This is a genomic window from Streptomyces sp. NPDC060035 (assembly GCF_042736635.1).
Lineage (GTDB): Bacteria > Actinomycetota > Actinomycetes > Streptomycetales > Streptomycetaceae > Streptomyces.
This window is the reverse complement of record NZ_JBHWVO010000007.1, coordinates 254,358-278,568: the sequence shown is the minus strand read 5'-3', so window position 1 is coordinate 278,568 and position 24,211 is coordinate 254,358. Positions and strand designations below refer to the sequence as shown.

Sequence of the window (24,211 nt, the reverse complement as noted above, 5' to 3'; positions counted from 1 at the left end):
GAACGACCGTCTTCGTAGCCGCTGTCGCACAGTTGACAGGAAGTATGACGTGACAGAGGTGAAGTTGGTGACCGATGAGTTCGTCCCGGGAGCGTTGGCCGGACTCATCGGCCCGTGTTCGGTTCCGCACAGGGCCTCTGCCTCCGTGGACAAGAGCGCGTCGGCGAACGTCTTGACCATCGCGCGCAGCCGATGGGGACGCGTTGCGGTGAGATTGTCTCCCGCAGGGGCATGCAGGGGCACGCTGTCCGGTGCGGTTATCGTGCCGATCTCGTTCAGAGACCTGGTCGCCCTGAAGGTCAGCTGGTGGCCGTTCGGCTGTGCGGGCCTCCTCCCGATGCCGGCACAAACCCCCGGATCAGGTCGAACCCATTCACCACTGCTCGGGACGCAACCGAGGCCGCGTGCGTCTGCAGTCCTATGTGACCCGTATGACCGACAAGGGGGGCGTGGTGTGATCGAGTTGGCACGTGTGATCAGGGATCTACGGGAGGAGCTGGAGCGGGCGATCGTTGCCGCGGAGGGCGAGGCGCTGCGCTTCGAGCTGGGGTCGATCGAGTTGGAGCTGTCCGTCGCGCTGGAGCGATCCGGTCGAGCGGGGGCGAAAGTCCGGTTCTGGGTGGTGGAGTCCGGTGCGGACGCGGCGGTGAGCACCACCTCGACCCAGCGCATCTCACTGGCGTTGCAGCCGACCCTGGCAGGGGCGAACAACCCACCGTTCATCTCCGGCCGCGCCGACGCACACGAGCAGTGAGTACCGCTGTGGGCAGGGCGGTCGAGCCGCATGGGCTCGAGCGTCGGCGGGCCGTCCAGGTCATCACCACGCGGGCCTCGGGCGCGGGAGTGCGTGGGTCGGGTTACCAGGTGGCCGGGGACATGGTGCTCACGGCCGCGCATGTGGTGTGCGACGCGACGACGGTTCAGGTGCGTTTTCTCACCAAGGACGGAACGCGGGAGTTGCACGGCAAGACGGTCTGGGCGAGCCCCGCCTCGGATATCGCGCTGATCAGCATGGTGGACGACTTGAGCGCCGGCTTTCTTTCCGCTGCCGAGGTTCCGCCGGTGCGGTTCGCCCGCATCTCGCAGACGGTGGACTGCGAAGCGCTGGGATTCCCAAGGTTCAGGCTGCGCGCAGGTACCGCGTCGTCGGACCGCAGTGCGCCCGTGTCGTACCGGGATTCTCACCACGCGCGCGGTGACACCACCCCGTTGTCGAACCAGCGCGAGGGCAGTCTGGAGATCACCCTGAAGTCTTCCCCGGAGTACGACCCCGAGCCGGGACGTTCCCCTTGGGAGGGCATGTCGGGGGCCCCGGTGTGGAGCGGCGGGTACGTGATCGGGGTCATCACCAAGCATCATCGATCCGACGGGCTCAGCACGCTCGCGGCAAGCCCGGTGGACGGCTGGTACGAACACCTGGCTCCGGACGAGATCAACGAGCTGAGCTCGCTGATCGGTCTGCCGACGCATCCTGACCAACTCGAGCAGCTTCCTCGCTCATCGCCGCTCCCGGGCGGCGCGCCGGACTTGCGGGAGGCGGCCGAGCGACTCGCCTCCAGGGTGGCCGCACAATGGCGGAAGGAGGAGCGGCGGCGGAATGTGCACGACCCGTTCCCGCTCCCCGTGCGCTTCCGGAACGCCGACACGTGCCTGTTCGATCACTGGGCCAAGATCCGCAATGCCTCACCTGGGGCGGATCCGGGGCCGCTTGACTTGGCCGGCTGCCTCGACCAGATCGTGAAGGTGTACCGGTTCATCCCGTCCCGTCGGCTGGTGGTGCTCGGTGCGGCCGGGTCGGGCAAGACGATCCTGACTCTGCGCTTCGTCCTCGACTGGCTGGACGACCCTGCCCCTGACGACCCCGTACCGGTGATCTTCAGCCTGGGATCATGGGACCCGACCACCATCACACTGCGCGACTGGATGTGCCACCAGCTGGTGCGCGACTACGGCCTCGCAGCTCCAGCCGCGCACGGAGGGAATCTGGCCGGTGCCCTGGTCGACACGGGCCGGATCCTGCCTGTTCTGGACGGGTTCGACGAGATCGCAAGCGGCCTGCGGCGTACAGCGCTCGGAGAGCTCGACCGCACCACCACCCCGCTGCTCCTCACCAGCCGCCCCCAGGAATACGCCGAGGCCGTGGAGAACCACCCACTCCCCAAGGCCGCCATCGTCGAGCTGGACGACCTCACCGTGGAGGACATCACCGACTACCTGCCCCTCACCAGCAGTCCCGGCCCAGATGGCGGGCTGCACAACACCGTGTGGGAACCCGTCCTGGACGAACTGCGCAAACATCGGCGCAGCCCGGGAGCAGAGAACGTCGCCACGGCGCTCACCACTCCGCTGATGGTCGCCATGGCCCGCACCATCTACAGCAACGCACCCGGGGGCAAACCGGCAGATCTCCTGGTCACCACCACGTTCGCAACCCCCGAAGCCCTGCAGCATCATTTCCTGGCAGCGTTCACCCCTGCCGCCTACAAACCGTCGCCGGCCGACAGCGACAGCGGCACCGGCGGTCGCCGCCGGCGGCACTGGAACCCTGACCGGGCCCAGCACTGGCTCGGTTACCTCGCCGCGCACCTGGACCAACTCGGCAGAGCGCGCACGGGCGTCCCCGAACGTGACCTCGCCTGGTGGCAACTGGGCACAACGCTGCGCCGCTCTTCGCGCATGCTCGTGATCGGGTTCCTGGCCGCACTGGCCCTCGGGGTGACGACCGCGGTCGGAAACGTGCCCGCGGACTTGGTCGCAACATCGCTCGGGCTCAAGTTCTCGCTCGTGCGGGGGATCGTGGTCGGGCTCCTGCACGGGCTCGTGAACGGACTGTTCTTCGGGATCGTGTACGGGTTCTTCTCCAGGGATGCGACAGAGCCGTCACGCGTACGCATACAGGTCTTCGGTAGGGCCAGGGGGAGACGCTCGAGGTTCCTCCCCAGATTCAAACTCGGACTCATGTGCGGGGTCTCGGCCGCGCTCGTGATTCTGTTCCTGGACAGGGTCGTGGTCGAGTCGATGGGGCTCGCGGACGGGCTCGACGGCGGGCTCGTGGGGGGCCTCGTGTTCGTGCCGGGGCTCGGGCTCGGGGTCGGGTCGGTGCTCGGACTCATGTCGTGGCTGGAAGTTCCCATCGACATCAGATCTGGCGTCAGTTCCTCTGCGCTGCTGAGCCAGGACCGCAGAAACGTGGTCTTCTACCTGCTTGTGTGGGCGCTCGTGTTCGGGACGGGGGCCGGATTCGCCAACGGGCTCACGACCGGGCCTGTGTGGGGGATTTTGGTCGGGCTCGCCTTCGGGATAGAAGCTGCGTTCGGGGGTGGGCTCGCCTATGGGCTCAGCTTTACCGCTTGGGGGCAATGGGTGGCCCTCGCACGAATTTGGCTGCCGCTCACAGGGCAATTGCCCTGGCGGCTGATCTCTTTTCTCGATGATGCATGCGAGCGAGATGTGTTGCGTCAGTCCGGAGCGGTCTACCAATTCCGTCACGCTCAACTCCAAGATCACCTGACCCAGGTATTCCTGGCTCGCCGTGACCAGTGACCTGTGGATTCCCGCCGAGTCGCATGCTGCGGCCGGCAGGAACCTGATCGCAGCCCATGCCGCCCCCGCCGACGTCGTCCCCGGATCGCCACCTTGGACGGCCACTACCGTCCTCACCCCGGGCATCGACGGCCCCGTCACGCCGGTGATGAGCGGCCAATTCGGGACAGACTTATTCCTCTTATTGCTGCAGCACGTAAATTCATCCGAGAGATCCAAACACCCTGACGGGGGCCAAATGAGAACTGGCAAGCAAATGCAGAACCTGCCTGAGCGACGCGGGTTGGCCCGTGCTGTCCTGAGCGGTCCGGTGGTGCGTAGCTCCATTCGGTTGGCGACGGCTGTAGCGGTTGCGTGCGGAATCGTGGGATTTCCAGGAGCCGGACCCGCCGCAGCGGACCCGGTGTCGCTCACACTCCGGTACACATGCACATCTCAGTTGATCGAGAATCTGCCTGTCACGGTGAGGATTGACTCGGATGTCCCGAAGTCGGCCGCGGTCGGCGAGCCCACCGCGGAATTTGTGGTCAGCGCGGCGGTGCCGGTGGACGCGGACGCCACGAAGATGCTGGGCAGGATCGGCGTGAAGAGCGTCGAGGGCACGATGGACGCGAAGGCCCGCGTGGCCGCCCCGGAGGGGGACGTCGACGTGAAATTTCCGGGCAATGTGAAGGCCGACATGCCGGCGTCCGGGGCGTTTCACGTCAAGGTGACCGGCTCCGCGCCGACGCTCACCTTCAGGCAGCCGGGCAGCGCAAAAATCACCGTCGGCGGCCTCGTGGCGCATCTCACCCCGAGGGACGCGAGTGGCGACGTGACGTTCCCGGGCAGGATCCACGCACGGTGCAAGCTGGACGCAGGGCAGAACAACGTCATGGCGTCGTTTCATATCACTGGGACCAGGACGACGGCCGGCGCGTCCACTTCCGGGACTACGGGCACCACCGATACGGCCGCCTCCGGCACATCGGCCGCCTCCGGCGTATCGGCAGCCGATGAGACCGCGTCAGGTGCCACAGCGGCCAAGCCGATGGGCGCGCTCTCCCAGACCGGAGCAGGCGCCGGCCCGTGGCTGCTCGGCGGCGCCGGCGTGCTGCTGGCCGCCGGCGCAGGCGCGATCTTCGCCGCACGCCGAACCCGTACGGATGATGACGCCGAGACCTCAGCAGTCTGATTCAAGCTCAGCACGGCCAGGGGGGGGGCGGTGGCCTGATCCGGCGGCGGGCCGCCGATGGAGGAAGTAGGCGTCGGCCTGCTGCTTGAGGCACGACTCGCACACGTGAACAGGTCGCGCTGTTCGTCCCACTGGACCGGACCGAGCCGGATTACCGGCACTTTCGTGCGTTCGTACCCGAGCCGGCAGTCGTCCGTGACGCACTGTCGCTCCATGGAGCGACTCGTTTCGTGCTCGGCCACTCCTCCAGCACCATCCAGGACGCGTGCACGAGCCTGCTGCCCGGGGCGGATCTGGAGATCGCCGAGGCCGCAGCCCGGCTCGTACCGCGCGCGACCTTCGAGAACCCCGGGCGTTCCCCGCGGTTTCCCATGGGGCGTGGGAACGCGCGTAGGGCACCCCGGACGTACGTCCGGGGTGCCCTCTACGCCTTGGTGCCCTACCGCACGCTGGTGAAGTTCTTCCAGCCGGTGCCGATCTTGACTCCTGCGCCGATGGCCCCCGTGCCGTTGCCGGCGTACCGGTAGAGGTCGCCGCCCGTGGTGCGGCCCAGGATGTCGTCCTTGCCGTCGCCCGTGAGGTCGCCGATGCCGACGAAGTCGGCCATGCCGCCCCAGCCGGAACCGATTTTCACACCGGCGCCTACGGTGCCCTTGCCGGTGCCGTAGTACCGGTAGAGGTCGCCGTTGGTGGTGCGGGCGACGAGGTCGGCGTGCTTGTCGCCGTTGAGGTCACCCGCGCCGACGATGGTGAGGGACTTCCAGCTGGTGCCGATCCTGCCGGTACGGGTGAAGCCGCCGCTGCCGGTGCCCGCGTACAGGTACAGGTCGCCGGTCGCGGTCTGCCGGGCCACCAGGTCCGGGATGCCGTCGCCGGTGAGGTCGCCCGAGTAGGTCAGGCCGTCGAAGGGCGTCCAGCCGCTGCCGATCTTCTTGTGCGGGGCGTCCGGGGTGACGACCTTGCCGCGCTCGGGGGAGTAGCGGTACAGGAAGCCGTCCTTGTCGGTGACCAGGGTGTCGTTGGCGCCGTCGCCTTCGAGGTCGCCGAAGGGGACGAGGGTGGAGGTGGTGGGCCAGGTACCGCCGTCGGCCTTCGCCGACACCTTGCCGGAGGCGTTGCCCTGGTAGACGAGCAGGGAGCCGTTGGTGCCACGGGCGTAGAGGTCCGGGTAGCCGTCATCGCCGACATAGTCGCGGCGCACGGCGGCACCGCCGGTCACCGTCACCGTCCCGAGGACGGAAAGGTCCGCCTGGACACCGTCGGCGGGCTTCGCGGTCAGGGTCCAGGTGTAGGCACCGTTCGGGACGTACCTCCCGGCCATGTCCTTGCCGTTCCACGACGGCGCGACCAGCCCCCGTGCCTCCCCGTCGGCGAACGTCAGTACGGTCTCCCCGGTCGCCTTGTTCTTCAGCGTCAGCGCCCACGACGCCGCCGGCTTCGACAGCCACCAACGCGGCTTCCAGTCACCGGCCTTGAGGTCCGCGACAGCGGGCGTGTCGGCGTCGATGACGGCGATCTGGGAGGCCGGAACGCCGGACGGGACGATCCGCACCCGGCGATCCGCGCCCGTGTAGGCGATGTGGCCGCCGAAGCGGTCGACGGTCCATCCGGAACGCCGCCCGGTCCGGTCACCGAGCTCGGCAGCGGTGGCGACCACCCGCTGGGGCAGGTCGGCCTCCTTGTCACTGACCGGGAGTCCGTTGTGCAGGTCGACGAGGGTGAGGCCGGCCGCGTCCGAGCGGCGGACCAGGTAGCCGTCGCCGAGGAGCGTCTCGTCGGATCCGAGCTTGAGGGAACGCTTGGCCTGCCGGTCGTAGACGCCGGCGCCCTTGAAGTCGTGCCAGTAGTTGCTGCACCGCCAGTACACCCAACGGCCCACGGCCTGCAGGTCACTGGGGACGCAACCCGGGTCGAAGGACTCACCGGCGGCACCGGTCGACAGGTTCCTCGCCGCCACCCCGGTCGGCACGCCCGAGCTGGTGTCGTCCCACCGGCCGAGGGCGCTCCACAGCGTGTTGCCCCAGACGGAGGCCGCGACCGGCTCCCGGTTCAGGAGCACGCTCCCGGTGTCGGCGTCCTTGAAGTGGAGGATCGCCTGCTTACCGCCCGACGCCTGGTTCACCACACCGAACCGGCCCGAGAGGTCGACGAGTTGCGGGCTGCTGAGCCCGGAGGTCACCCTCGGGCCCCACGGGGCGGCGCGGTTCCGGTAGAGCATGGTGACGTCCTGCTCGGTCGCGGCCTTGCGGCCGTGATGCCCGTCGCCGCTCGCGAACATGGTCACGCAATAGGTGCCCTCGGTGGAGTTGCAACCGTCTTCGTCCCGGCCGGAGACGAGGCCGTCGACGGTCGAGTTCAGCTCCTCCGGGCGGCCGGAGGTCGCCAGCCAGGTGCTCCGATAGCCGCCGATGTAGGTGTGGGGGCTGTAGTACTGCGCGTCGTCGGCCGTGGTGAGGATGCCGCTGCCCAGCGAGATGCCGGCCGGCTTGGCCTCCCGGTCCTCTATGTCCGCCAGGCGCTTGCGGGTGACGGTGCCGTCCGTGGCGGGGGTGAAGAGGTAGTACCCCCAGTCGAGTGCGCCGTAGGTGGTGTTCTCCTCCGCGCCGGCCACCAGGAGCGAGCCGTCGGGCGTGCGGTGCACCGAGGGGGAGGCGACGGCCAGCAGGGACTTCCAGCTTCCCGTGGCGTCGCGCAGGACGAGATCGTTGCCCCGGTACTCGTTGTCACCGGGGTTGGGCGGGGTCACGGTGACGAAGTCGTCGCCGAAGGGCCGGACGACGTCGTTGTACGAGGCCACGTCCCGCAGGTCGACGGTGGTCGGCTCCGCGTCCAGGTCGTCACGGCGGTACACCTGGGCGGCGTCGCCGGACGGGGCGCCGAGGTGGAAGACGGTGTCGCGGTCGAAGGAGACGCTCTCGCCCTGCGTGGAGAGCGCCTTCACGCTGCCGGTGGCGAGGTCGACGACCCACCACCCCTGGGACATCGTGGTGTCTTCCCACTTGATGCCGCGGACAGCGACGGACCGGGCGTCGCCCTCGCTGATGGAAAGGTCCCACCCCTCCGGTAGGCCCTCCAGTTTCCGGTCCTGCACCTCGCCGCCCTCCAGGCGCAGGAGGTGCAGACCCGTAGCGGCCTTCTCGGCACCGGTCCGGGTGATGACGGTGTCGCCGTAGGTCGAGACGTACGTGTGGCCCTCCGGGATCGGGACCGTGGTCGCCGGCCCGCTGCCGATCCCCTGCTGAAGTGTCACGTGCGGGGTCGGGGAGTCCGTGTAGAGGGCGACGGTGTCGGAGCCATGGCCGAAGTCCGACGGGTACTGGGCGAAGCGGAACTCGTCCACGTCGTAGGCGAGCGGCTCGGGCAGCCGGTGGTCGAGGATGGTCGTCGCACCGGTGGCGTAGTCGGTCCAGCGGAGGCGGTCGTCACCCTCCTGGGCGGTGAGGAATCCGGTCTCGCCGGCGTTCAGGACGATGGTGGCGCGGGGCACGAAGCGTGCGCCCGGACTGATGACGACGGGATCGGCGGACGCGCCGCGGGTCTCGGCGGCGGCCGTCCCCGCAGCGGTGCCTATTCCGGCGGTCACGGTAAGCGTGACGGTGAGAGCGATACGGCCGAGCGCGCGCTGCCGGCGCGTGGCCCGTCTGTTCAGCGGACGAATCACGAAAAAGCCCCTCCCCAAGGTGAGCGACGCAGGGGGGGCGCATATGGAACCGCCGCTCGTCCCCGCGCGCGAGGGCGACAGTACCAGGAGGGATCATCACACGACATCCAGTTTCGAACCTGTTCAAAGGCTGGCCGCGGTCCGTCCGCGTCGGGCCACTTACCCCTGCTCGACCGCGAGGGCAAAGGGCCCGGTTCGCAGAGGTCGGCCCCGCCGGCCATCCCGCGGCTACGGGGCCGTCGAACGAGGCTGGGTTTTCGGGATCCGTGAGGTGAAGAACATCGCGAGGAGAGCGGCGAAGGCGAGGATGGTGAGTGCGGCGCGCAGACCGTCGATCCTGGCGTCGGCGTGGACGTTCGAGTTGCGGCGCGACGAGAGGGATGAGCTGGAGCTCTACTTCTTCCTCGGCGACCCCGACTCCCGCAGTACATACGTCCTGACGCGAGAGCAGTCCTAGTCCACGCACCCGGGGAGGGGGCGGCACCCCGGCCGGTCGCCGCAACCTAGGGTGCTCGTGTGACACACGAAGGGGAGTGCAGGGTGAAGAAGTCGTTGAGCATCGCGGTGGCACAGCCGAGGTGCACGGCTCACGATGTGGCGGCCAATGCGGTGGCCCACGCGGAGGCCGTTCGAGCGGCGGAAGCGCGGGTGGTGGTGTTCCCCGAGATGTCGCTGACGGGATACGAGCTGGACGCGGCGCCGATTGCCCCGGACGACGAACGGCTCGCTCCGATCTTCGCCGCGTGCGCCGAGACCGGCACGCTCGCCCTGGTCGGCGCGCCTGTACCGGGCCCGCACATCGCCACTTTGGCTGTGGAGGGAGACGGCGCGTACGTGGCGTATGCGAAGGTCCACCTGCACGGCAGCGAGGTTCTCCGCTTCGTGCCCGGCGAGCCCGCCGTGGTCGAGGTGGACGGGTGGCGGCTGGGGCTTGCCATCTGCCGCGACACCGGCATCCCGGAGCACGCCGCGAAGACGGCCGCGCTGGGCATCGACGGCTACGCAGCCGGGGTCATCCACGCCGATCACGAGGCCGAGCTCCTCGATGAACGCGCGCGTCGGGTAGCCGCGGACCACGGCGTGTGGGTCGCCACGGCGGCCTTCGCGGGCCCGACCGGCGGCGGCTTCGACCGCACGTCCGGCCGCTCGGGCATCTGGTCCGCCGACGGGGAGCTGATAGCGCAGGCGGACACCGCTCCCGACGGGATCGCGCGGGTGGTCTTCACCAGGTAGGAAGACCCCGGACCATGATCGGTCCGGGGTCTTGTCGTGTGTGTGCCGACTGTGATCACCGCGGCGTACTCGATGTCGCGTACGTAGCTGCAGACGGTGTCCGCCAGGCCGGAGAAGCTCGACTCCGGTGGGCGGGCACGCGGGTACTCCTTCGCCGTGCGGACGGACGTCAGTGGGCGGTGGGGAGTTCGGGCGTGCGGTCGTCGGCCGGCCGTTCACCCCTACCGATCACCTGGCTGCCGACAGGCCGGCGGGAGCGCACTCGGAAGGCGCTGATGAGCGTTGCGAGGAGGGCCGCGGCGAGCGGCACCCACAGTGCCGCCCGGTAGCCGTCGAGCACCGCGGCGGGTGAATCCGACACGGTGGCAGCCACGTTGACAGTCGCCGCTGCCGAGAGTCCCAGTGCCGCACCGAATTGGAACGAGGTGTAGAGCAGCCCGCCGGCCAGACCCTGTTCCTCCTCCTTGACACCTTCGGTCGCGACGATGGTGAGCGGGCCGTAGGCCAGCGCGAAAGCGATGCCGAGCAGCAGCAGGCTCGGGAGCATGGCCAGGTAGGTCCAGTCGGCGCCGACCGGCAGGAACAGGGCGTACGACAAGGAAGCGAGGATCAGTCCACCGAGGATCAGTTTGGCGTTGCCGAAGCGCGCGACGAGCCTGGGCACGAGGGTCGGCGAGAGGATTGCGTCGACCCCGATGACGATCATCGCGAGGCTGGTCTCCGGAGTGGACCAGCCGCGCAGCTCCTGGAGGTAGAGAACGATCAGGAACTGGAAGCCGAAGAAGCTCGCGGAGAAGAGCAGTCCGGCGGCGTTGGCGCGCACCAGAGCGCCGTTGCGGAAGATGCCGAGGCGGACCAGGGGCGCTGCCGAGCGACGTTCGACGGTGGTGAACGCGGCGAGGGCGGCGAGGCCGGCCCCGAGCGTGCCGAGGGTCCGGACGAGCGACGTGTGGCCGGCGCGTTCGACGCCGAGGACCAGGAGCAGAATGGCCGCGGTGATGGTGAGGCCGCCGGTGAGGTCGAGGCTCTGGCCGGCGCGGTCGGGCCGCGGCGACTTAGGGACGAAGGCGAGCGCGGCGAGCAGGATCAGGGCCGAGAGCACGACTGGGGCGAAGAACACCCAGCGCCAGTCGACCGCGGCGAGCAGGCCACCCACGACCAGTCCGATGGAGAATCCGCCCGCTGCGGTGCCGGAGTAGAAGAGCAGGGCCTTGTTGCGCTGCGGGCCCTCCTCGAAGCCGGTGGTGATGATGGACAGTCCTGCCGGGGTCATGAAGGCGGCCGCGACTCCGGTGACGAATCGGGCCGTGACCAGCATCCAGCCCTCGGTGGCGAATCCGCCGAATCCGGAGAAGACCAGGAAGACCGCGAGCCACAGGACGAACATCTGGCGCCGCCCGAAGAGATCGGCGGCACGTCCGCCGACCAGCATGAAGCCGCCGTATCCGAGGACGTAGGCGCTCATGACCCACTGCAACGAGCCGGTGGACAGTCCGAGATCTGCACGGATGGAGGGCAGGGCCACATTGAGCATGGCCACATCGACGCCCTCCAGGAAGATCGCGCCGCACAGGACGAGCAGCACGCCCCAGTCGCGGGCGGTGAGCGGGGTGAGGGCTGCCTTCTGCGCATTCACGTCAGTTCAACTCCTGAGTCGCGGGCGGTGATGAAGGGGGGTGGCGCTGCGGGCCGGAACGATCAATGGGACTTTCGTGGGCGGCTCACTCACCCTCCACCGGGCAGCTGGCCGGAACAACGGCGAAGAGCTCGACGTTCGTTCAGTCAGGCTTACCGATCCGGTTCACCGGGGGATTTGATGGAACGCGATGAAGTCGAGTGCTTTCTGCTGCTCGCCCAGGAGCTTCACTTCGGCCGCACGGCCGACCGGATGCGGCTCTCCCGGGCCCGGGTGAGCCAGCTGGTGCAGCGCCTGGAACGGCGCGTCGGCGCACCGTTGTTCGTACGTACCAGCCGCCGTGTCGCCCTCACCTCTCTGGGCAAGCAGCTGCGTACGGACCTGGAACCGCACCACCGCGCGATGGAGGCTGCCCTCGCCCGTGCCGCAGCCACCGCGCGCGGCATCGACAGCGTGCTGCACGTCGGGTTCTCCAACCCGCTTACCGGCGAGATCGTGCTCAAGGCGACGGAGGCGCTGCGGGCCAGCCACCCCGGACTCGCCGTGGAGATATGCGAGGTCCCGCTGTCCGATCCGTACGGGCAGCTGCGCAGGGGGGAATTCGACGTCCAGCTCCAGGAGTTCCCCGTGCGGGAGAGCGATCTGGGCGGCGGCCCGGTGCTGATCGCCGAGGAGCGCGTCCTCGCCGTCCCATCGGCTCACCCGCTGGGCGCGCGGGATTCGGTGTCCATGGAGGACCTGGCCGACATACCCCTGCTCATGATCGAGGGCGAGCTGCCGGACTACTGGCTGGAGCAGCACGTCCCCTCACACACACCGGGCGGACAGCCGATCGCGCGCGGGCCGGCGGTGACCCATATGCAGGAGGCGCTTATGCTGGTCGCGGGCGGCAGAGGCGCACTGTTCGCAGCCGCGCACGCGATGTCGTACCACGCGCGGCCGGGCGTCGCGTACCTTCCCTTCGTCGATGCGGAACCTGTCGGATACGGCCTGGTGTGGCGGGCCGGGGACGACACCGGTGCGGTGGAGGCTTTCGCCGGAGCGGCCCGCAAGGTGGCGCGGGAGGTGACGCAGGGCGTCCGTGGACTGCGTGCTGCCGACCGACGGCTCATCGAGGACCACAACGGCACAGGTGACCCCAGGCCCGCGAAGCGGCAGGCGCTGGTATAGCGGTCCGGCGATTGCCCAGCCGCTCGCGGCCGACCTCGGGGACGCGGAACTGCTCGGGCTGAACCTGCGGGACGGCCATCCGCGCCGGGCGGCGGTCGCGGTATCCGTGGGCTGGGGAGCACTGTCCCCGGCCGGGCTGCTGCCGCCCGGCGAACGGTGACCGCGGCCCGGCACCTGCGGCAGACCGCTCCCGATCGCGGTGCGAAGTCTTGACGGGCGCCCGGCGCCCTCGTACTGTCGCGCCTGGTCAGAATTGAAACGACTCAATGAAACGAATCAACGCCCCCCCGGCAGAAGAGAGTTGTCGATGAAGACACGGAGATGGGCCGTCGCGCTACTGGCGGGGGTACTGACCATCGGCATGGGAGCGGACGCGCAGGCAGGCCAGTCCGGTCGGGCGGGGCCGGCCGGGCAGGGGGCAGAGGGCGCGCAACTGGAGCGGCTGGACCGGGGGCTGGTCGCCGTCTCCAGCGCCGAAGGAGTGTTCCTGAGCTGGAGGTTGCTCGGCTCGGAGGCCACCGGGCACACCGATACCGGCCTGGACGGCGCCGACTTCCGGGTCTACCGTGACGGCAGGCCGATAGCGACCGTTACCGACAGCACCAACTACCTGGACCGGGAAGGTGCTTCCGACGCCGAGTACCGCGTCGCCGCCATCGTCGACGGCCGGGAGGCCCGGCGCAGCGACCCGGTCTCACCGTGGGCCGACGGGTACTACGACCTGCCGCTGCGCAAGCCCGCCGACGGCGTCACGCCCGCGGGCGAGGCGTACACCTACTCCGCCAACGACATGAGCGTCGGCGATGTGGATGGCGACGGCCAGTACGAGTACGTCGTCAAGTGGGACCCGTCCAACTCCAAGGACGTCTCCCAGGTCGGGTACACCGGCCGTACCTATATCGACACCTACCGCCTCGACGGCACGCTGCTGAACCGTATCGACCTGGGCCTTAACATCCGGGCGGGCGCTCATTACACCCAGTTCCTGGTCTACGACTTCGACGGCGACGGCCGCTCGGAGATGATGTTCAAGACCGCCCCCGGCACCAAGAGCATCCGCTACCGCGAGGACGGCAGCGTCGCCTCCGAGCGGTACATCACCATGCCCCGTGCCGACGTCAAGGCCGGGTACGCCCACACCGACGACTACCGCCTGAGCGCGGCCGGTTACTACGACCATCTGGTCGGGATGTTCCGCGGCTGGCACGAACACCCCGAGGTCGCCGCCGGCAACTGGCCCGCAACCCTGGAGTCGGCGTTCGGCATCGAGGACCGTTACGCCTACCCGCTCTCCCAGGCGGACGCCGAGGCACTGGCGGACCACTTCATCGATGTCTACGCGCCCAGCCGCAGCACCAGAAACAATCTCCGCGCCTTCGAGGGGTTCATCCTTGACGGGCCCGAGTACCTGACCGTCTTCGACGGCGCCACGGGTCGCGAGCTGGACACCGTCCGCTACGAGCCCGGCCGGCACGACGACGGGCTGATGTGGGGCGACTACGCCATGAGCCGGATCGAGCCGGGCAACCGGGTCGACCGTTTCCTGTCCGGCGTCGCCTACCTCGACGGCCGGCACCCCTCGGCGGTGCTCGCCCGCGGCTACTACACCCGCACCACCATGGTTGCCTACCGCTGGGACGGCCGCAGCCTGCGCAAGGACTGGGACGTGGACAGCGGCTTCGCCCCGATGTCCAACCCGTTCAACGACTCACCGCACGGCGTCGACGGCACCGACCCGGAGTTCGGCACCCTTACCACCCAGGGCTTCCACTCCCTCAGCGCCGCCGACGTGGATGGCGACGGCCGCCAGGAGATCGTCTACGGCTCGGCCTCCATCGACGACGACGGCAGCCTGCTCTACAGCTCCAAGGACACCATGCCGCCCCAGAGCTCGGCACCCGGCCAGAACGCACGCCTCGGCCACGGCGACGCCATGCACGTGACCGACATCGACCCCAACCGCCCCGGTATGGAGATCTATACCGTGCACGAGGGCGGCACCTGGGCGCCCTATGGCTACGCGCTGCGTGACGCCGCGACCGGCGAGGTGGTGTACGGCGCGTACAGCGGCCGGGACACCGGACGCGGCATGGTCGGCGATGTGGACCCGAGTCACCCGGGCCTTGAGACCTGGGCCTCGATGCCGGGCGGCTTGGACGGCTCCGGGCTGTGGACGGCGGCCGGCGAACCGGTCGGAACGGCCACCCCCGGCACCAACATGAGCATCAGGTGGGCCGGCGATCTGACCACCCAGCTGGTCGACGGCTCGGGCGATGCCACGCCCACGGTGAACGACTGGCGGCGCGGCACCGTGCTGACCGCCACGGACACCAGGACCAACAACGGCACCAAGGGCAACCCCTCGCTGGTGGCCGACGTCTTCGGCGACTGGCGCGAGGAGATGCTGGTGCGCACGGCGGACAGCTCGGCGATCCGGATGTACCTCAGCACCGAGGTCACCGGGCACAAGATGTACACGCTGATGCACGACGCCCAGTACCGCGCCGAGGTGGCGCGGCAGCAGACCGCGTACAACCAGCCGGCGTACCCGGGCTTCTACCTGGCCTCGGACACCGACTGGTCCGAGGTCCCGCTGCCGGGCCATCGGCGCTGAACCGGCGGTACGGCGGGATTGAGCCGCTGAAGCACGGAGAACCGCGCGTCACAGCCGTAGCCGCCTCACCCGGCGGCTACGGCTCCTCCGTTCTCGTAGCGCAGCGCGCCGACCTTGCCCGGACGCATTGTGTTGACTGGAGCGGTCAGCTCGCCACGTACGAGCGTGTCGACGTCCACGCGGACCGACTGGGTGATGTGTGCCTGAGCCGTGCTTGAGGAGCTGCTCCTCAATCATCGAACATGGCAGGGTGTGCTGGGGCAGCGAGGCCCGGTGTGAGGACTGCCACGACGGGTGGTGCGAGCAGGACAGCGGCGCCGTGACTCCCGAATACATCCGACAGGCCCTGCTGCAGGCTCACGGCTCGGCCCAGCTCCGGCCATTGGGAGAAGCACCGAATCCCGTCTCGGTCCTGAAGGCTCTGCGCGAAGCGCAGGAGCTGCTCCTAGGAGAGGCCCGCGCACGCGCCGCTCAACTCGCGCGTCCGGTCTCTTGGCACGCCCGTGGAGACGGAGTTCCTGGCCCCCATCTTCAGAGACGAGCCGTCGCGGTGGTGGTCGATCTTCGTACCGAGTGACGGCCTTCGCCACTCCCGGTCAGAACGACAAGTCGGCCTGGTCCTCAGCAGAACGCGATCAGTCACCTGGACCGGATGCCAGCTGTGGATGTCAGAAGGGCCCCACCTCCGAAAATCCGGAGGTGGGGCCCTTCTGAACTGGTGCCCCCGGCAGGATTCGAACCTGCGACACCCGCTTGAGGAGTTCGATCAACGGAGCGCGTGGGCTGCTCGTAGTCGTGTTCCAGGGCGGTTGCTGATCCACTCATGACCACCCGGATCCATCATTGTCCGACGACGTTGATGTCAGCCGCTGATGTCAACGTGCGCTGGGAAGTGGCCGTTCACGAGGGGACCGGCAGACCTCTCGTTCGGCGCGCGCGTGAATCTGTGAACTGTGGGCGCCTGGCAGCCGTGGAACGGTTTGGTATCCGCCTGCGTCGTCCCTCTGCGGGGCACGGTGGTTGTGTTCCGGAGAGGGGGGGGACCGGGTGCATACGGGTGGCTTCGCCAAGTGGACAAGGCGGTTCGAGGACGAGCGCGAGCGCAGGTGTGGCCTGGGTGATCCGGACTGGGGGCAAAGCGCGATGCTGCATCCGGCGGTGTGGGCCAGCATCCAGCGCTTCCAGGTCGGCGAGGACGGTGACGGTGCCAATCTCGTCCGCAAGGCGGACCAGGCCGATGACGCCGACTACGGGCAGGCGGTCCGGCTCTTCATCGCCGAGGAACAGAACCATGCTCGTCTGCTTGCTCGGCTGCTGGCTGCGGGTGGCATGCCGACCTTGACTGGGCACTGGAGCGACGCCGTCTTCGTACGGCTGCGGCGTCTCATGGGCTTGCGCATGGAGCTGCTGGTGCTGATGATCGCGGAAGTAGTGGCGCTGCGTTATTACCGGGCGCTGCGCGATGGCACCGACGACTCGCTCACTGCGGACGTGGCGGGGCGGATCCTGTCCGACGAGCAGCGCCACGTCCCGTTCCACTGCGAGCGACTGCACGCCTCCCTGGCGGAGCTGCCCCGTACAATGCGCCGCCCCGTGATGGCCCTGTGGCGACTTCTTCTGCTCGCGGTCTCTCTCGTCGTCGCCGCCGACCACAGTCCGGCGCTGCGCCAACTCGACATCGGGCGCCTGCGATTCGTGATCGATGTCATGACCTCGTCCCGGGCGGTGGTCTCCGCAGTGCTGGTGCACCGCCCAGATGCATGGACGAGCGCGGGCTGACACCAGACAGCTGCACCGCTTCCTACAACCTCTTTAGGAGCGAGGTGGGGCTAGTTGGGGCCTGACTTGCGGTATTCCGACTACGACAGGCGCGAGCTGTTTGCGCTGTTCGAGACCGCAGTTCCCCGTGACTTCCCGTCCGTTCTGGCGCGGTTGTGGCACGACTACGGTTCAGTCCTGACGCGCGAGCTTGATCGTGTCTCGTATCCTCCGCCAGCACCTCACCGGGCACGAAGTCGAAGGGCCCCACCGTGAGGTGGGGCCCTTCGACGTTGTCCACAGGTTGCCGGCCGCCTTGCACTCTCGCAGCGACGAGCGTTGCTCCGCCGGGCATTGCACTACCGCACACAAGCCTGCGCCAAAGCCGCCAAGTGTAGTCAGCCTAAATGTTGCGATCATTCAGCCCAAGTCGTAGGTTCGAATAACCAGTTGCAATGTATCATCACGGAGTGATCACAACCGTTGTCGCCACTACTCCCTCATCACTTGCGAAATCCAGCACACAGGGAGAGACGCAATGCCTGAATTCAACAATGACCCAGTCATCAGTAAGGATGAGGATCATATCCCCATCGAAGGACACTCCAAAGGCACAGGCGTACTGGGAAAGAGTTCAACCTGGTGGGGCATCGTTGGCGCGTCAACCAGCGAGGAACACGGCGGCGGGGTGCTCGGAGAAGCAAACGGCCCTGGAGTTGCCGGGGTAAGCAAGACATGGCACGGCGTACACGGGGAAACGTCCAGCGTAACAGGCGGCGCCGGGGTGCACGGGATAGGCAAGAGCGGCGCGCCCGCCGGGCTCTTCGAGGGCAGGGTGAATATCCAAGGATCACTGGACGTCAAGACTTCCGTGCAAACGTACGCCATCAATGCGACGACCGGAAAGTTCACAGGGGTTGTGGATTGCGTCAGAGTCAACGAGAGCGGAGGCGACTACGCGGAGACTTTCGGGTCCGGAGATAACGCTGAACCCGGAACGGTGCTCGTCATTGACGATGGCGGCCTGCTGACGCCGTGCCACACGGAATACGACACACGCGCAACCGGGGTTGTATCGGGCGCTGGCGGGCTGTCGCCCGGCAGCATCATGCAGAGTCAGATCAACGCATCACATCAAGTGACAGTGGCGCTAGCCGGGCAGGTATACGCCAAGGTGGATGCCCGTTACGGGGCCATCTCTGTAGGCGATTTGCTCACCACCTCGCCAACCGAGGGGTTCGCCAGGCGAGTAGATGATCGCGGCCGTGCAGTTGGCGCGATCATCGGCAAGGCGTTGTCGTCGATGAGCAGCGGAACGGGACTGGTTCGGATGCTGGTGCTGCCTTGCTGAGGTGAACACCATCCTTACGGTGCGGACGCCATTCTTTGGCCCACCCTTCCCGCGGTCCCCAAGGACCCGGATACAGCCGTCCGACCACCTCGGCCATGGACCGCTCGTTGTCCTGGTCTTGTCCAGTGCGCTGACGGCCGCCACCGTTCACCTCCATGCGCGCACTTCGACTGACTGCCGCCTGACCCTCCACGGACGCCCCCGTACGGTCACGCGGACAGTTGGAAAGCGGGTTGGTGGAGCAGCCGCCGTCAGGAGCCGCGAGCCTTGTCACGGGCCATGTGTGGGCCAGGGCGGACGCCCCAAAGGCTGCGGAGGTCGTAAGGCCAGGTCAGGGGATCGCGGCAGGCCAAGGCGGCACGGTCTTGAAAACCGTCGTCGCAGCGATGTGACCGTGGGTTCAAATCCCACACCCACCGCAGATGAACGGCCCCTGACCAGGTATCCCGGTCGGGGCCCTTCTCGTGAGCGTTGCCCGTCAGTGACCGTGGCTCCCCGCTGTTTCCCGACCGAACGGGCACGCAAGGGGCACGTCACCGGCTTGTTGGGCGGCTCGGCTAACCTGCGCGAGTGCGCGCCGAAGAGATTTCCACTTGGATCGCCGACCGCGGTGCTTTGATCAGTACAGTCGAGCTCGCTGCGGCGTTCGACGCCTATCTCTGCACCCTCCCCTGGGCGGGGCAAGGCATCGACTGGCGGGGGCTACCGGGCCGGACCCTCGCGCTCGATGGCGTCTCAGACGACGAGGCAGTGCGTTGGGCGAGAGCAACGCCGATGGGAACTCATGACCACGTCCTGGTGATCGACTCTGCAACCGAACCCGGTGTCATCTGTGCTTTCGACGATGCCGTGCGTGACTTCGAGCTGCTGTCGAATCGCCCAGAGCTCTACATGTGCGGCCTGGACCTGTCCGGCGAATCCCCCGAGCCGACGTTTAAGCACTTCATCGAGCGTCGCTCATTCATGACCCTCAACGCGAAGCTGTGAGGTACCGAGGCAAGCCAGACCCTTGTGTCTAGCTAGTTGAGGCTCCTGGCCACGTACGACAAGTACGAAGCGCACGTCCGGCTGTACCTGGTGCCAATGCTCGGAGGGAAGCGGCTGGAGTCGCTCGGTGTCGCTGATGTCCGGCGCTTCCTCGTCCAGCTGGAGAACAAGACCACCGCGGCTACTGCCAAGGAATCGCACCGGGTTCTGCGCACCGCCCTCACTGCGGCCTGTCGGGAAGAACTGATCACTAGGAACGTAGCCAGCCTCGTTGAACCACCCCGGGCAAAGTCGAGAGAGCTGAGCCCTTGGTCCCTGGACGAGACCCTGAACTTCCTGGCTGCGGCGCGCAAGGATCCGCTCTACGCCGCGTTCGTCCTCGCCATCACCATGGGTCTGCGGCGCGGGGAACTGGTCGGGCTTCGTTGGACTGACGTGGACCTGGACAACCGAGTCCTCTACGTCCGCCAGCAGACCCAGCGGCGGCGCGGTGTTCTCTACGACGACGATCCCAAGGGGCGACGCCGACGGGCTGTGCCGCTCCCGGCCATGTGCATCGCGCCCCTTCGCTGGCACAGGATGCGACAGGTTGCCGCCAAGGCTCGAGCGGGGGAGTCGTGGCAGGAAGGCGGGCATGTCTTCGTCACTCGGACCGGTCGCCCGGTGGAGCCGCGGAACGTCTACCGCTCCTTCACCCGCGTTGCCGAATCCGCCGGCCTCCGAGTGATCCGCCTGCACGATGCCCGGCACGGCTGCGCCACGATCCTCACCGCGGCCGGGGTGGCTCCTCGCGTTGTGATGGAGATCCTCGGGCACAGCCAGATCAGCGTCACGATGGATGTGTACACCCACGTCGTCCAGGACACGCAGCGCGAGGCGATCAGCCACATGGACCGGCTGCTCAAGAGGCGGCCCGGCCGTGAGTGACCGACACCGTTGATGTCAGCTGTGGATGTCAGAAGGGCCCCAACTCCGAAAATCCGGAGCTGGGGCCCTTCTGAACCGGTGCCCCCGGCAGGATTCGAACCTGCGACACCCGCTTTAGGAGAGCGGTGCTCTATCCCCTGAGCTACGAAGGCGGGGATCCGTCGGAAAGCGTACTCAAAACCCGGTGTGGTGGCCGATGGGTTTCAGGTCAGCATGCCGACAGGTTTGCGGTGGCCTGACCCATGAGGCTGGGCCACCGCCGACAGTGTAGCGGGTGGGGTGACGTCGGTCCCTCGGGTTCGAGATCGCGAGCCCATGGTGTGTGAGCTGGGGTGCTGCCGGCCGACGGATGACGGTGCGGGACTGCCGAGCCCGCGGCGTCAGGCGCCGAGGACGAAGCTGATCGTCGCTCCTGCCCTGTGACTGATGATCGGTGGATGCGTCCGTTGAAGCATGGCTACACCAACCACACTCTCGGCGACGGAGTCGTCGTGGAGAAGGCCTATCAGGGTCCTGATGCCGAGCTCAGGCGTGATCGCGAGTACGAGCTGCTGACCTGGCTCCAGGGGCTGTTGCCCGTGCCGCCGGAACGGGCGGCGGGCGCGGGCGCTCTTACGCTCGGGTTCGTGACCGGTGTCCCCGGCCCGGAGCTGCTGGATGCCGGTCACGCTGCGGCGGTACTGGAGAGCTGCGGGGGCCTGCTGCGCCGCATCCATGAGACCGCGCCGAGCGGACCGGCAGTGGGCGAGCCCGAGGCGGGCAAGGTGCTCGTGCACGGTGACTTCGGCCCCCACAACCTGCTGCTCGACCCCCTGACCTTCCAGGTCACCGCGGTGGTCGACTGGGAGTTCTCCCACCTCGGGAATCCGGTCGAGGACCTGGCCTGATGCGAGTGGGTCGTGCGCATGCACCATCCCGAGCACGGCCAGGCGCTCCCCCAGCTCTTCCATGCCTACAACGGTTCTGTGCCGGCCTGGCCGGCCCGCCGGGCCGCCATGCTCGCCAGGTGCGAGGTGCTGCGGCAGTTCTGCCACCGTTGGGAGCCGGACGGTCCGGGTGTGCGGCAGTGGCGGGAGCGCGCCGCCGTGACTGCGGGCTGGCAGGAGTAGGGCGGGCCAACGCCCCCAGCCACGCCCTCAGTCCCGGGCCCCAGCCCCCAGCCCCGAGCGCCGGCCCCCGGCCCAGCGGGAGCCCGGGTGTGCGGGATGCCCCGGGTCCCGGGAGTTCGTGCGCCGGTATCCGCGGGTCGGGGTGCGGCGGGATGGTTGGCAGAAGAGTGGGGTCCGTCTATTTTCGGTAATGCGGGAGGCGTAAAGCCATTCGGCCGCGTCCCCTGTCGAATGATTTGACCGGATCGAAAGAAATAACCACAAAAGAACCCTTGGGTCCGCTCAGGTTGTTCCGCCGCGCCCGGAGCGGGGTCCGTTCCGAGGGGTTGCCGAACGGACGCGCGGGCAGGGTCGAGGCTGGTCGGCGGGGTGTGTGGTGACGGGCGTTGGGCCGTCCGTGGTGGGTGTGAGTCGGGGTCGCCGAAGGGTGTGCCGATGGGTGTAAACGATCACTGACGCTGTGTTATATGCTCGCGCGAAAAGCGATGGCAGGGGAGCATGAAGTCAATCAATTCCGCCCCGCTGGTCTCGGTCCTGGCAGATGTCAGCGGGCTGAGTGACGCGGAGCTGGCCGAGCTGCCGGACACCGTATTCGCCGACATGGTGTCGCGGCTCAGGGAAGAAGTGCTCACCCCCTCCAGCGAGCCGGTGTCCGCCTTTACGTCGGCGCTCGACCCTGCGGCCGGGGAACGGGAGCGGACCCGCGAGCGGCCATGACGTTCCGTCAGTTCCTCCTCAAACTGCATACGCGCTGCAATTTGGCATGTACGTACTGTTACGTCTATGAGGCTGCTGATCAGAGCTGGCGGACGAAGCCACGGCGGATGGAACATTCCACGGTGCGGCAGGTGGCTGCCCGCATCGCCGACTACCGGCGGTCGCCGGGGGGCGGGGCCGGGGCGGAACGGGCCGGTGGGCCGATTTCGGTCATTCTGCACGGCGGTGAGCCCTTGCTCGTCGGGCACCGGCATCTCGACGGGACGCTGAAGATTCTGCGCGATGCGCTGGACGGCACCGGTGAGGTCGCCTGGGGGATGCAGACCAACGGGGTGCTGCTGGGCCAGGATCCGGAGCTGCTGCGGGTGCTGCGCCGGTACGGTGTGCGCGTCGGGGTCAGCCTCGACGGGACGGCCGCCGGGCATGACCGGTACAGGACGTTCGCAGACGGGCGAGGCAGCCACGGGGCCGTTGCCCGGGCGCTGCGGGTGCTCGGGGACGAGGCCAACCAGGAGCTCTTCAGCGGAGTGCTGTGCACCATCGATCTCGACGCCGACCCCGTGGAGACCTACGAGGCGCTGCTCGAGTTCTCGCCGCCGCGGATGGATCTCCTGCTGCCGCACGGCACATGGGACGTCCCCCCGCCGGGTCTTGCGGCGCGGCGCGTTCCACCGGGAAGGCCGCCGGGCCCGCAGGACGGCCCGGTGGCTACCCCGTATGCCGACTGGCTGTGTGCCGTCTTCGACCGCTGGTACGGGGCGCCCCGGCGTGAGACCGGGATCCGGCTCTTCGAGGAGCTGATCATGCTGCTGTTGGGCGGCCGGGCGAGCAGCGAGATGGTGGGCAACGGGCCGCTGGACCTCGTCGTCGTGGAGACGGACGGCTCGCTGGAGCTGGCCGACAGCCTGAAGGTGTCGTACGACGGGGCGGCGGCCACCCCGCTGGACGTGTTCCGTGATCCGTTCGCCGTGGCCGAGGCGCATCCGGCCTTCGACAGCCCGGGGCTGCCGCCGGTCTGCGCCTCCTGCCCGCTCGTGGGGGTCTGCGGCGGAGGGCTGTACGCGCACCGGTACAGCCATGGGCCTGGTGATCCGTTCGCACACCCCACGGTCTACTGCGCGGACATGGCCGCCCTGATCGGGCACATCCGGCCCAGGCTGGAGCGTGATCTGGCCGGGCTGAAGGAGCGTCGGCCGGCCGGTTCGGTGGCGCGGTGAAGGGGCCGGTGGCGGCGCCTGTACGGCATCTGATTCCGCGCGAGACCTTCCTGGCGCTGGCCCGGGGGCGGGGCGGTGCCTCTGCCGTGGCCGTTCTGCGGGCCGGGCAGTTGAGCAAGAGACGGCTGTTGCTGAGCGCGGTGCGCAGGGTCGCGGAGGAGCGCGCGCCGGGAGTGGTGCGGCAGTTGCGGCTGGCGGAGACGTACGACCGGATCGAGCAGGTGCGGCAGGAGTCCACGGAGCGGTGGGAGGCGGTGCTGCTCCATCCCTATCTGGATCTGTGGGCAGCCGCCGCGCTGCGCGCGCTGTACACGGAGACCGGCGGCAACGAGGTGGATCCTGCGCCGGCCGGGCTGGCTCGGCTACTGGATCCAGGCGGCCCGGTCCTCCGGGTGGAGTCGCGGGGGCGCTGCCTCGCCGTGCGGATCGACGACCGCGGACCGTACCGCGAGGCGCACGGTGACCCTGTGCCGGGGCCCCTCGACGGAGCAACGGTGCGCCGGTGGGAGGAACTTCTGTCCGATGCCTGGCAGTTGCTCGTCGAGCGGCATCCCTGGCACGCCGAGGCCGTCGGCGCCGGGGTGTCCACGCTGGTGCCGCTCCGGCCGAAGCCCGACGGCACAGCGGTGTCCTCGGTGGTACGGCGCGGTTACGGCGCCGTGGGCGTGTCCTTGCCTGCCGACGCCGAGCGGCTCGCGCTTGCGCTGGTCCATGAGTTCCTGCACATCCAGCTGGGCGCGCTCCTCGATCTCGTGCCGCTGCACGGGCCGGACTCGGGGGCGCGCTATCACGCGCCGTGGCGCACGGATCCGCGCCCTGTGGGGGCCCTGCTTCAGGGAACGTACGCGCATCTCGGGGTGTCGGACTTCTGGCGGGTGGAGCGGGGCAGGGACAACTGGCCCGGGCCGCTGACCCGGAGTTATGCCGATGGGCAGTACGGCCACTGGCGCGAACGGACCGCCGATGCTGCGCGAACCCTGCTGGAGAGTGGTGAACTCAACGTTGAGGGACAGCAGTTCGTCGGCGAGTTGAGTCGTACCATCAGCGACTGGGACAGGGATATGAGCTGAACCGGCAAACGGCCGGCTCCGTAACTGCGCTGCGTACCGTCGAG

The 24,211-nt window shown here is 68.4% G+C and carries 18 protein-coding genes and 2 tRNA genes; 17 read left to right on the top strand and 3 right to left on the bottom strand.

Annotated features, from left to right (window positions below; all coding sequences use genetic code 11):
• The first annotated feature begins 454 nt into the window (after window positions 1-454).
• Genes ACFWBQ_RS14340 through ACFWBQ_RS14330 form a run of 3 tightly spaced genes read left to right on the top strand, consistent with a single transcriptional unit; the run spans window position 455 to window position 4,717 of the window.
• On the top strand, window positions 455-754 hold the full coding sequence (locus ACFWBQ_RS14340) for a trypco2 family protein (RefSeq protein ID WP_385487636.1): 300 nt from the start codon (window positions 455-457) through the stop codon (window positions 752-754).
• A complete protein-coding gene (locus tag ACFWBQ_RS14335; protein WP_385487634.1) occupies window positions 751-3,543 on the top strand; it encodes a trypsin-like peptidase domain-containing protein in 2,793 nt (930 codons plus the stop codon). The genes ACFWBQ_RS14340 and ACFWBQ_RS14335 overlap by 4 nt, the downstream gene beginning before the upstream one ends.
• Window positions 3,533-4,717: a DUF6801 domain-containing protein gene (locus ACFWBQ_RS14330; protein ID WP_385487632.1), complete on the top strand. Its 1,185-nt coding sequence runs from the start codon at window positions 3,533-3,535 to the stop codon at window positions 4,715-4,717. Before ACFWBQ_RS14335 ends, ACFWBQ_RS14330 begins: the two co-directional genes overlap by 11 nt.
• 439 nt (window positions 4,718-5,156) lie before the next feature.
• Here the strand turns inward: ACFWBQ_RS14330 and ACFWBQ_RS14325 are convergent, their stop codons facing one another.
• Window positions 5,157-8,378 (bottom strand): FG-GAP-like repeat-containing protein, encoded by a 3,222-nt coding sequence (locus ACFWBQ_RS14325; protein WP_385487630.1) that lies wholly within the window; start codon window positions 8,376-8,378, stop codon window positions 5,157-5,159.
• A 271-nt stretch (window positions 8,379-8,649) separates the two neighbouring features.
• On the opposite strand from ACFWBQ_RS14325, the gene ACFWBQ_RS14320 reads away from it, so the two are divergent.
• Together ACFWBQ_RS14320 and ACFWBQ_RS14315 are read left to right on the top strand one after the other, a co-directional pair.
• Window positions 8,650-8,835 carry a hypothetical protein gene (locus ACFWBQ_RS14320; RefSeq protein ID WP_385487628.1) on the top strand — a complete coding sequence of 62 codons (186 nt, stop codon included), beginning with the start codon at window positions 8,650-8,652 and terminating at the stop codon, window positions 8,833-8,835.
• Window positions 8,836-8,894: 59 nt separating this feature from the next.
• On the top strand, window positions 8,895-9,611 hold the full coding sequence (locus ACFWBQ_RS14315; protein WP_385487626.1) for a carbon-nitrogen hydrolase family protein: 717 nt from the start codon (window positions 8,895-8,897) through the stop codon (window positions 9,609-9,611).
• A gap of 169 nt (window positions 9,612-9,780) precedes the next feature.
• On the opposite strand, the gene ACFWBQ_RS14310 is transcribed toward ACFWBQ_RS14315, so the two are convergent.
• Complete coding sequence (locus tag ACFWBQ_RS14310) at window positions 9,781-11,247, bottom strand: MFS transporter (RefSeq protein WP_385487624.1); 1,467 nt, start codon at window positions 11,245-11,247, stop codon at window positions 9,781-9,783.
• Window positions 11,248-11,427: 180 nt separating this feature from the next.
• On the opposite strand from ACFWBQ_RS14310, the gene ACFWBQ_RS14305 reads away from it, so the two are divergent.
• The 7 genes from ACFWBQ_RS14305 to ACFWBQ_RS14275 all read left to right on the top strand — a co-directional run bounded on the left by ACFWBQ_RS14305 (window position 11,428) and on the right by ACFWBQ_RS14275 (window position 20,054).
• A complete protein-coding gene (locus ACFWBQ_RS14305; protein WP_385487622.1) occupies window positions 11,428-12,417 on the top strand; it encodes a LysR family transcriptional regulator in 990 nt (329 codons plus the stop codon).
• A gap of 307 nt (window positions 12,418-12,724) precedes the next feature.
• Entirely contained in the window at window positions 12,725-15,031 is a 2,307-nt protein-coding gene (locus tag ACFWBQ_RS14300; RefSeq protein WP_385487620.1) for a rhamnogalacturonan lyase, read from the top strand.
• A gap of 1,047 nt (window positions 15,032-16,078) precedes the next feature.
• On the top strand, window positions 16,079-16,810 hold the full coding sequence (locus tag ACFWBQ_RS14295) for a ferritin-like domain-containing protein (protein ID WP_385487618.1): 732 nt from the start codon (window positions 16,079-16,081) through the stop codon (window positions 16,808-16,810).
• Window positions 16,811-17,327: 517 nt separating this feature from the next.
• Window positions 17,328-18,140 carry a hypothetical protein gene (locus tag ACFWBQ_RS14290; protein WP_385487616.1) on the top strand — a complete coding sequence of 271 codons (813 nt, stop codon included), beginning with the start codon at window positions 17,328-17,330 and terminating at the stop codon, window positions 18,138-18,140.
• 311 nt (window positions 18,141-18,451) lie between these two features.
• Window positions 18,452-18,561: transfer RNA gene (locus ACFWBQ_RS14285), tRNA-Ser, on the top strand.
• 149 nt (window positions 18,562-18,710) lie between these two features.
• On the top strand, window positions 18,711-19,127 hold the full coding sequence (locus tag ACFWBQ_RS14280) for a hypothetical protein (protein ID WP_385487614.1): 417 nt from the start codon (window positions 18,711-18,713) through the stop codon (window positions 19,125-19,127).
• Between the two features lie 96 nt (window positions 19,128-19,223).
• Window positions 19,224-20,054, top strand: coding sequence for a tyrosine-type recombinase/integrase (locus ACFWBQ_RS14275; RefSeq protein WP_385487777.1), 831 nt, complete (start codon window positions 19,224-19,226; stop codon window positions 20,052-20,054).
• A gap of 79 nt (window positions 20,055-20,133) precedes the next feature.
• Here ACFWBQ_RS14275 and ACFWBQ_RS14270 read toward each other — a convergent pair.
• Window positions 20,134-20,206, bottom strand: a tRNA-Arg gene (locus ACFWBQ_RS14270).
• 285 nt (window positions 20,207-20,491) lie between these two features.
• Between ACFWBQ_RS14270 and ACFWBQ_RS14265 the strand changes: the two genes are divergently transcribed.
• The 5 genes from ACFWBQ_RS14265 to ACFWBQ_RS14245 all read left to right on the top strand — a co-directional run bounded on the left by ACFWBQ_RS14265 (window position 20,492) and on the right by ACFWBQ_RS14245 (window position 24,167).
• Entirely contained in the window at window positions 20,492-20,941 is a 450-nt protein-coding gene (locus tag ACFWBQ_RS14265; RefSeq protein WP_385487612.1) for a phosphotransferase family protein, read from the top strand.
• Between the two features lie 18 nt (window positions 20,942-20,959).
• A complete protein-coding gene (locus tag ACFWBQ_RS14260; protein WP_385487610.1) occupies window positions 20,960-21,163 on the top strand; it encodes a hypothetical protein in 204 nt (67 codons plus the stop codon).
• A gap of 498 nt (window positions 21,164-21,661) precedes the next feature.
• On the top strand, window positions 21,662-21,880 hold the full coding sequence (fxsA, locus tag ACFWBQ_RS14255; RefSeq protein ID WP_385487608.1) for an FxSxx-COOH cyclophane-containing RiPP peptide: 219 nt from the start codon (window positions 21,662-21,664) through the stop codon (window positions 21,878-21,880).
• On the top strand, window positions 21,877-23,097 hold the full coding sequence (locus ACFWBQ_RS14250) for an FxsB family cyclophane-forming radical SAM/SPASM peptide maturase (protein ID WP_385487606.1): 1,221 nt from the start codon (window positions 21,877-21,879) through the stop codon (window positions 23,095-23,097). Before fxsA ends, ACFWBQ_RS14250 begins: the two co-directional genes overlap by 4 nt.
• A gap of 8 nt (window positions 23,098-23,105) precedes the next feature.
• On the top strand, window positions 23,106-24,167 hold the full coding sequence (locus tag ACFWBQ_RS14245; RefSeq protein WP_385487604.1) for an aKG-HExxH-type peptide beta-hydroxylase: 1,062 nt from the start codon (window positions 23,106-23,108) through the stop codon (window positions 24,165-24,167).
• The last annotated feature ends 44 nt before the right edge of the window (window positions 24,168-24,211 follow it).

Bases quoted from the DNA above. Each gene is read 5' to 3' on its own strand.
- ACFWBQ_RS14305 (WP_385487622.1), top strand. From the start codon at position 11,428: ATGGAACGCGATGAAGTCGAGTGCTTTCTGCTGCTCGCCCAGGAGCTT.
- ACFWBQ_RS14290 (WP_385487616.1), top strand. From the start codon at position 17,328: ATGCCTGAATTCAACAATGACCCAGTCATCAGTAAGGATGAGGATCAT.
- fxsA (WP_385487608.1), top strand. From the start codon at position 21,662: ATGAAGTCAATCAATTCCGCCCCGCTGGTCTCGGTCCTGGCAGATGTC.
- ACFWBQ_RS14250 (WP_385487606.1), top strand. From the start codon at position 21,877: ATGACGTTCCGTCAGTTCCTCCTCAAACTGCATACGCGCTGCAATTTG.
- ACFWBQ_RS14275 (WP_385487777.1), top strand. From the start codon at position 19,224: ATGCTCGGAGGGAAGCGGCTGGAGTCGCTCGGTGTCGCTGATGTCCGG.
- ACFWBQ_RS14300 (WP_385487620.1), top strand. From the start codon at position 12,725: ATGAAGACACGGAGATGGGCCGTCGCGCTACTGGCGGGGGTACTGACC.
- ACFWBQ_RS14265 (WP_385487612.1), top strand. From the start codon at position 20,492: ATGCGTCCGTTGAAGCATGGCTACACCAACCACACTCTCGGCGACGGA.
- ACFWBQ_RS14260 (WP_385487610.1), top strand. From the start codon at position 20,960: ATGCACCATCCCGAGCACGGCCAGGCGCTCCCCCAGCTCTTCCATGCC.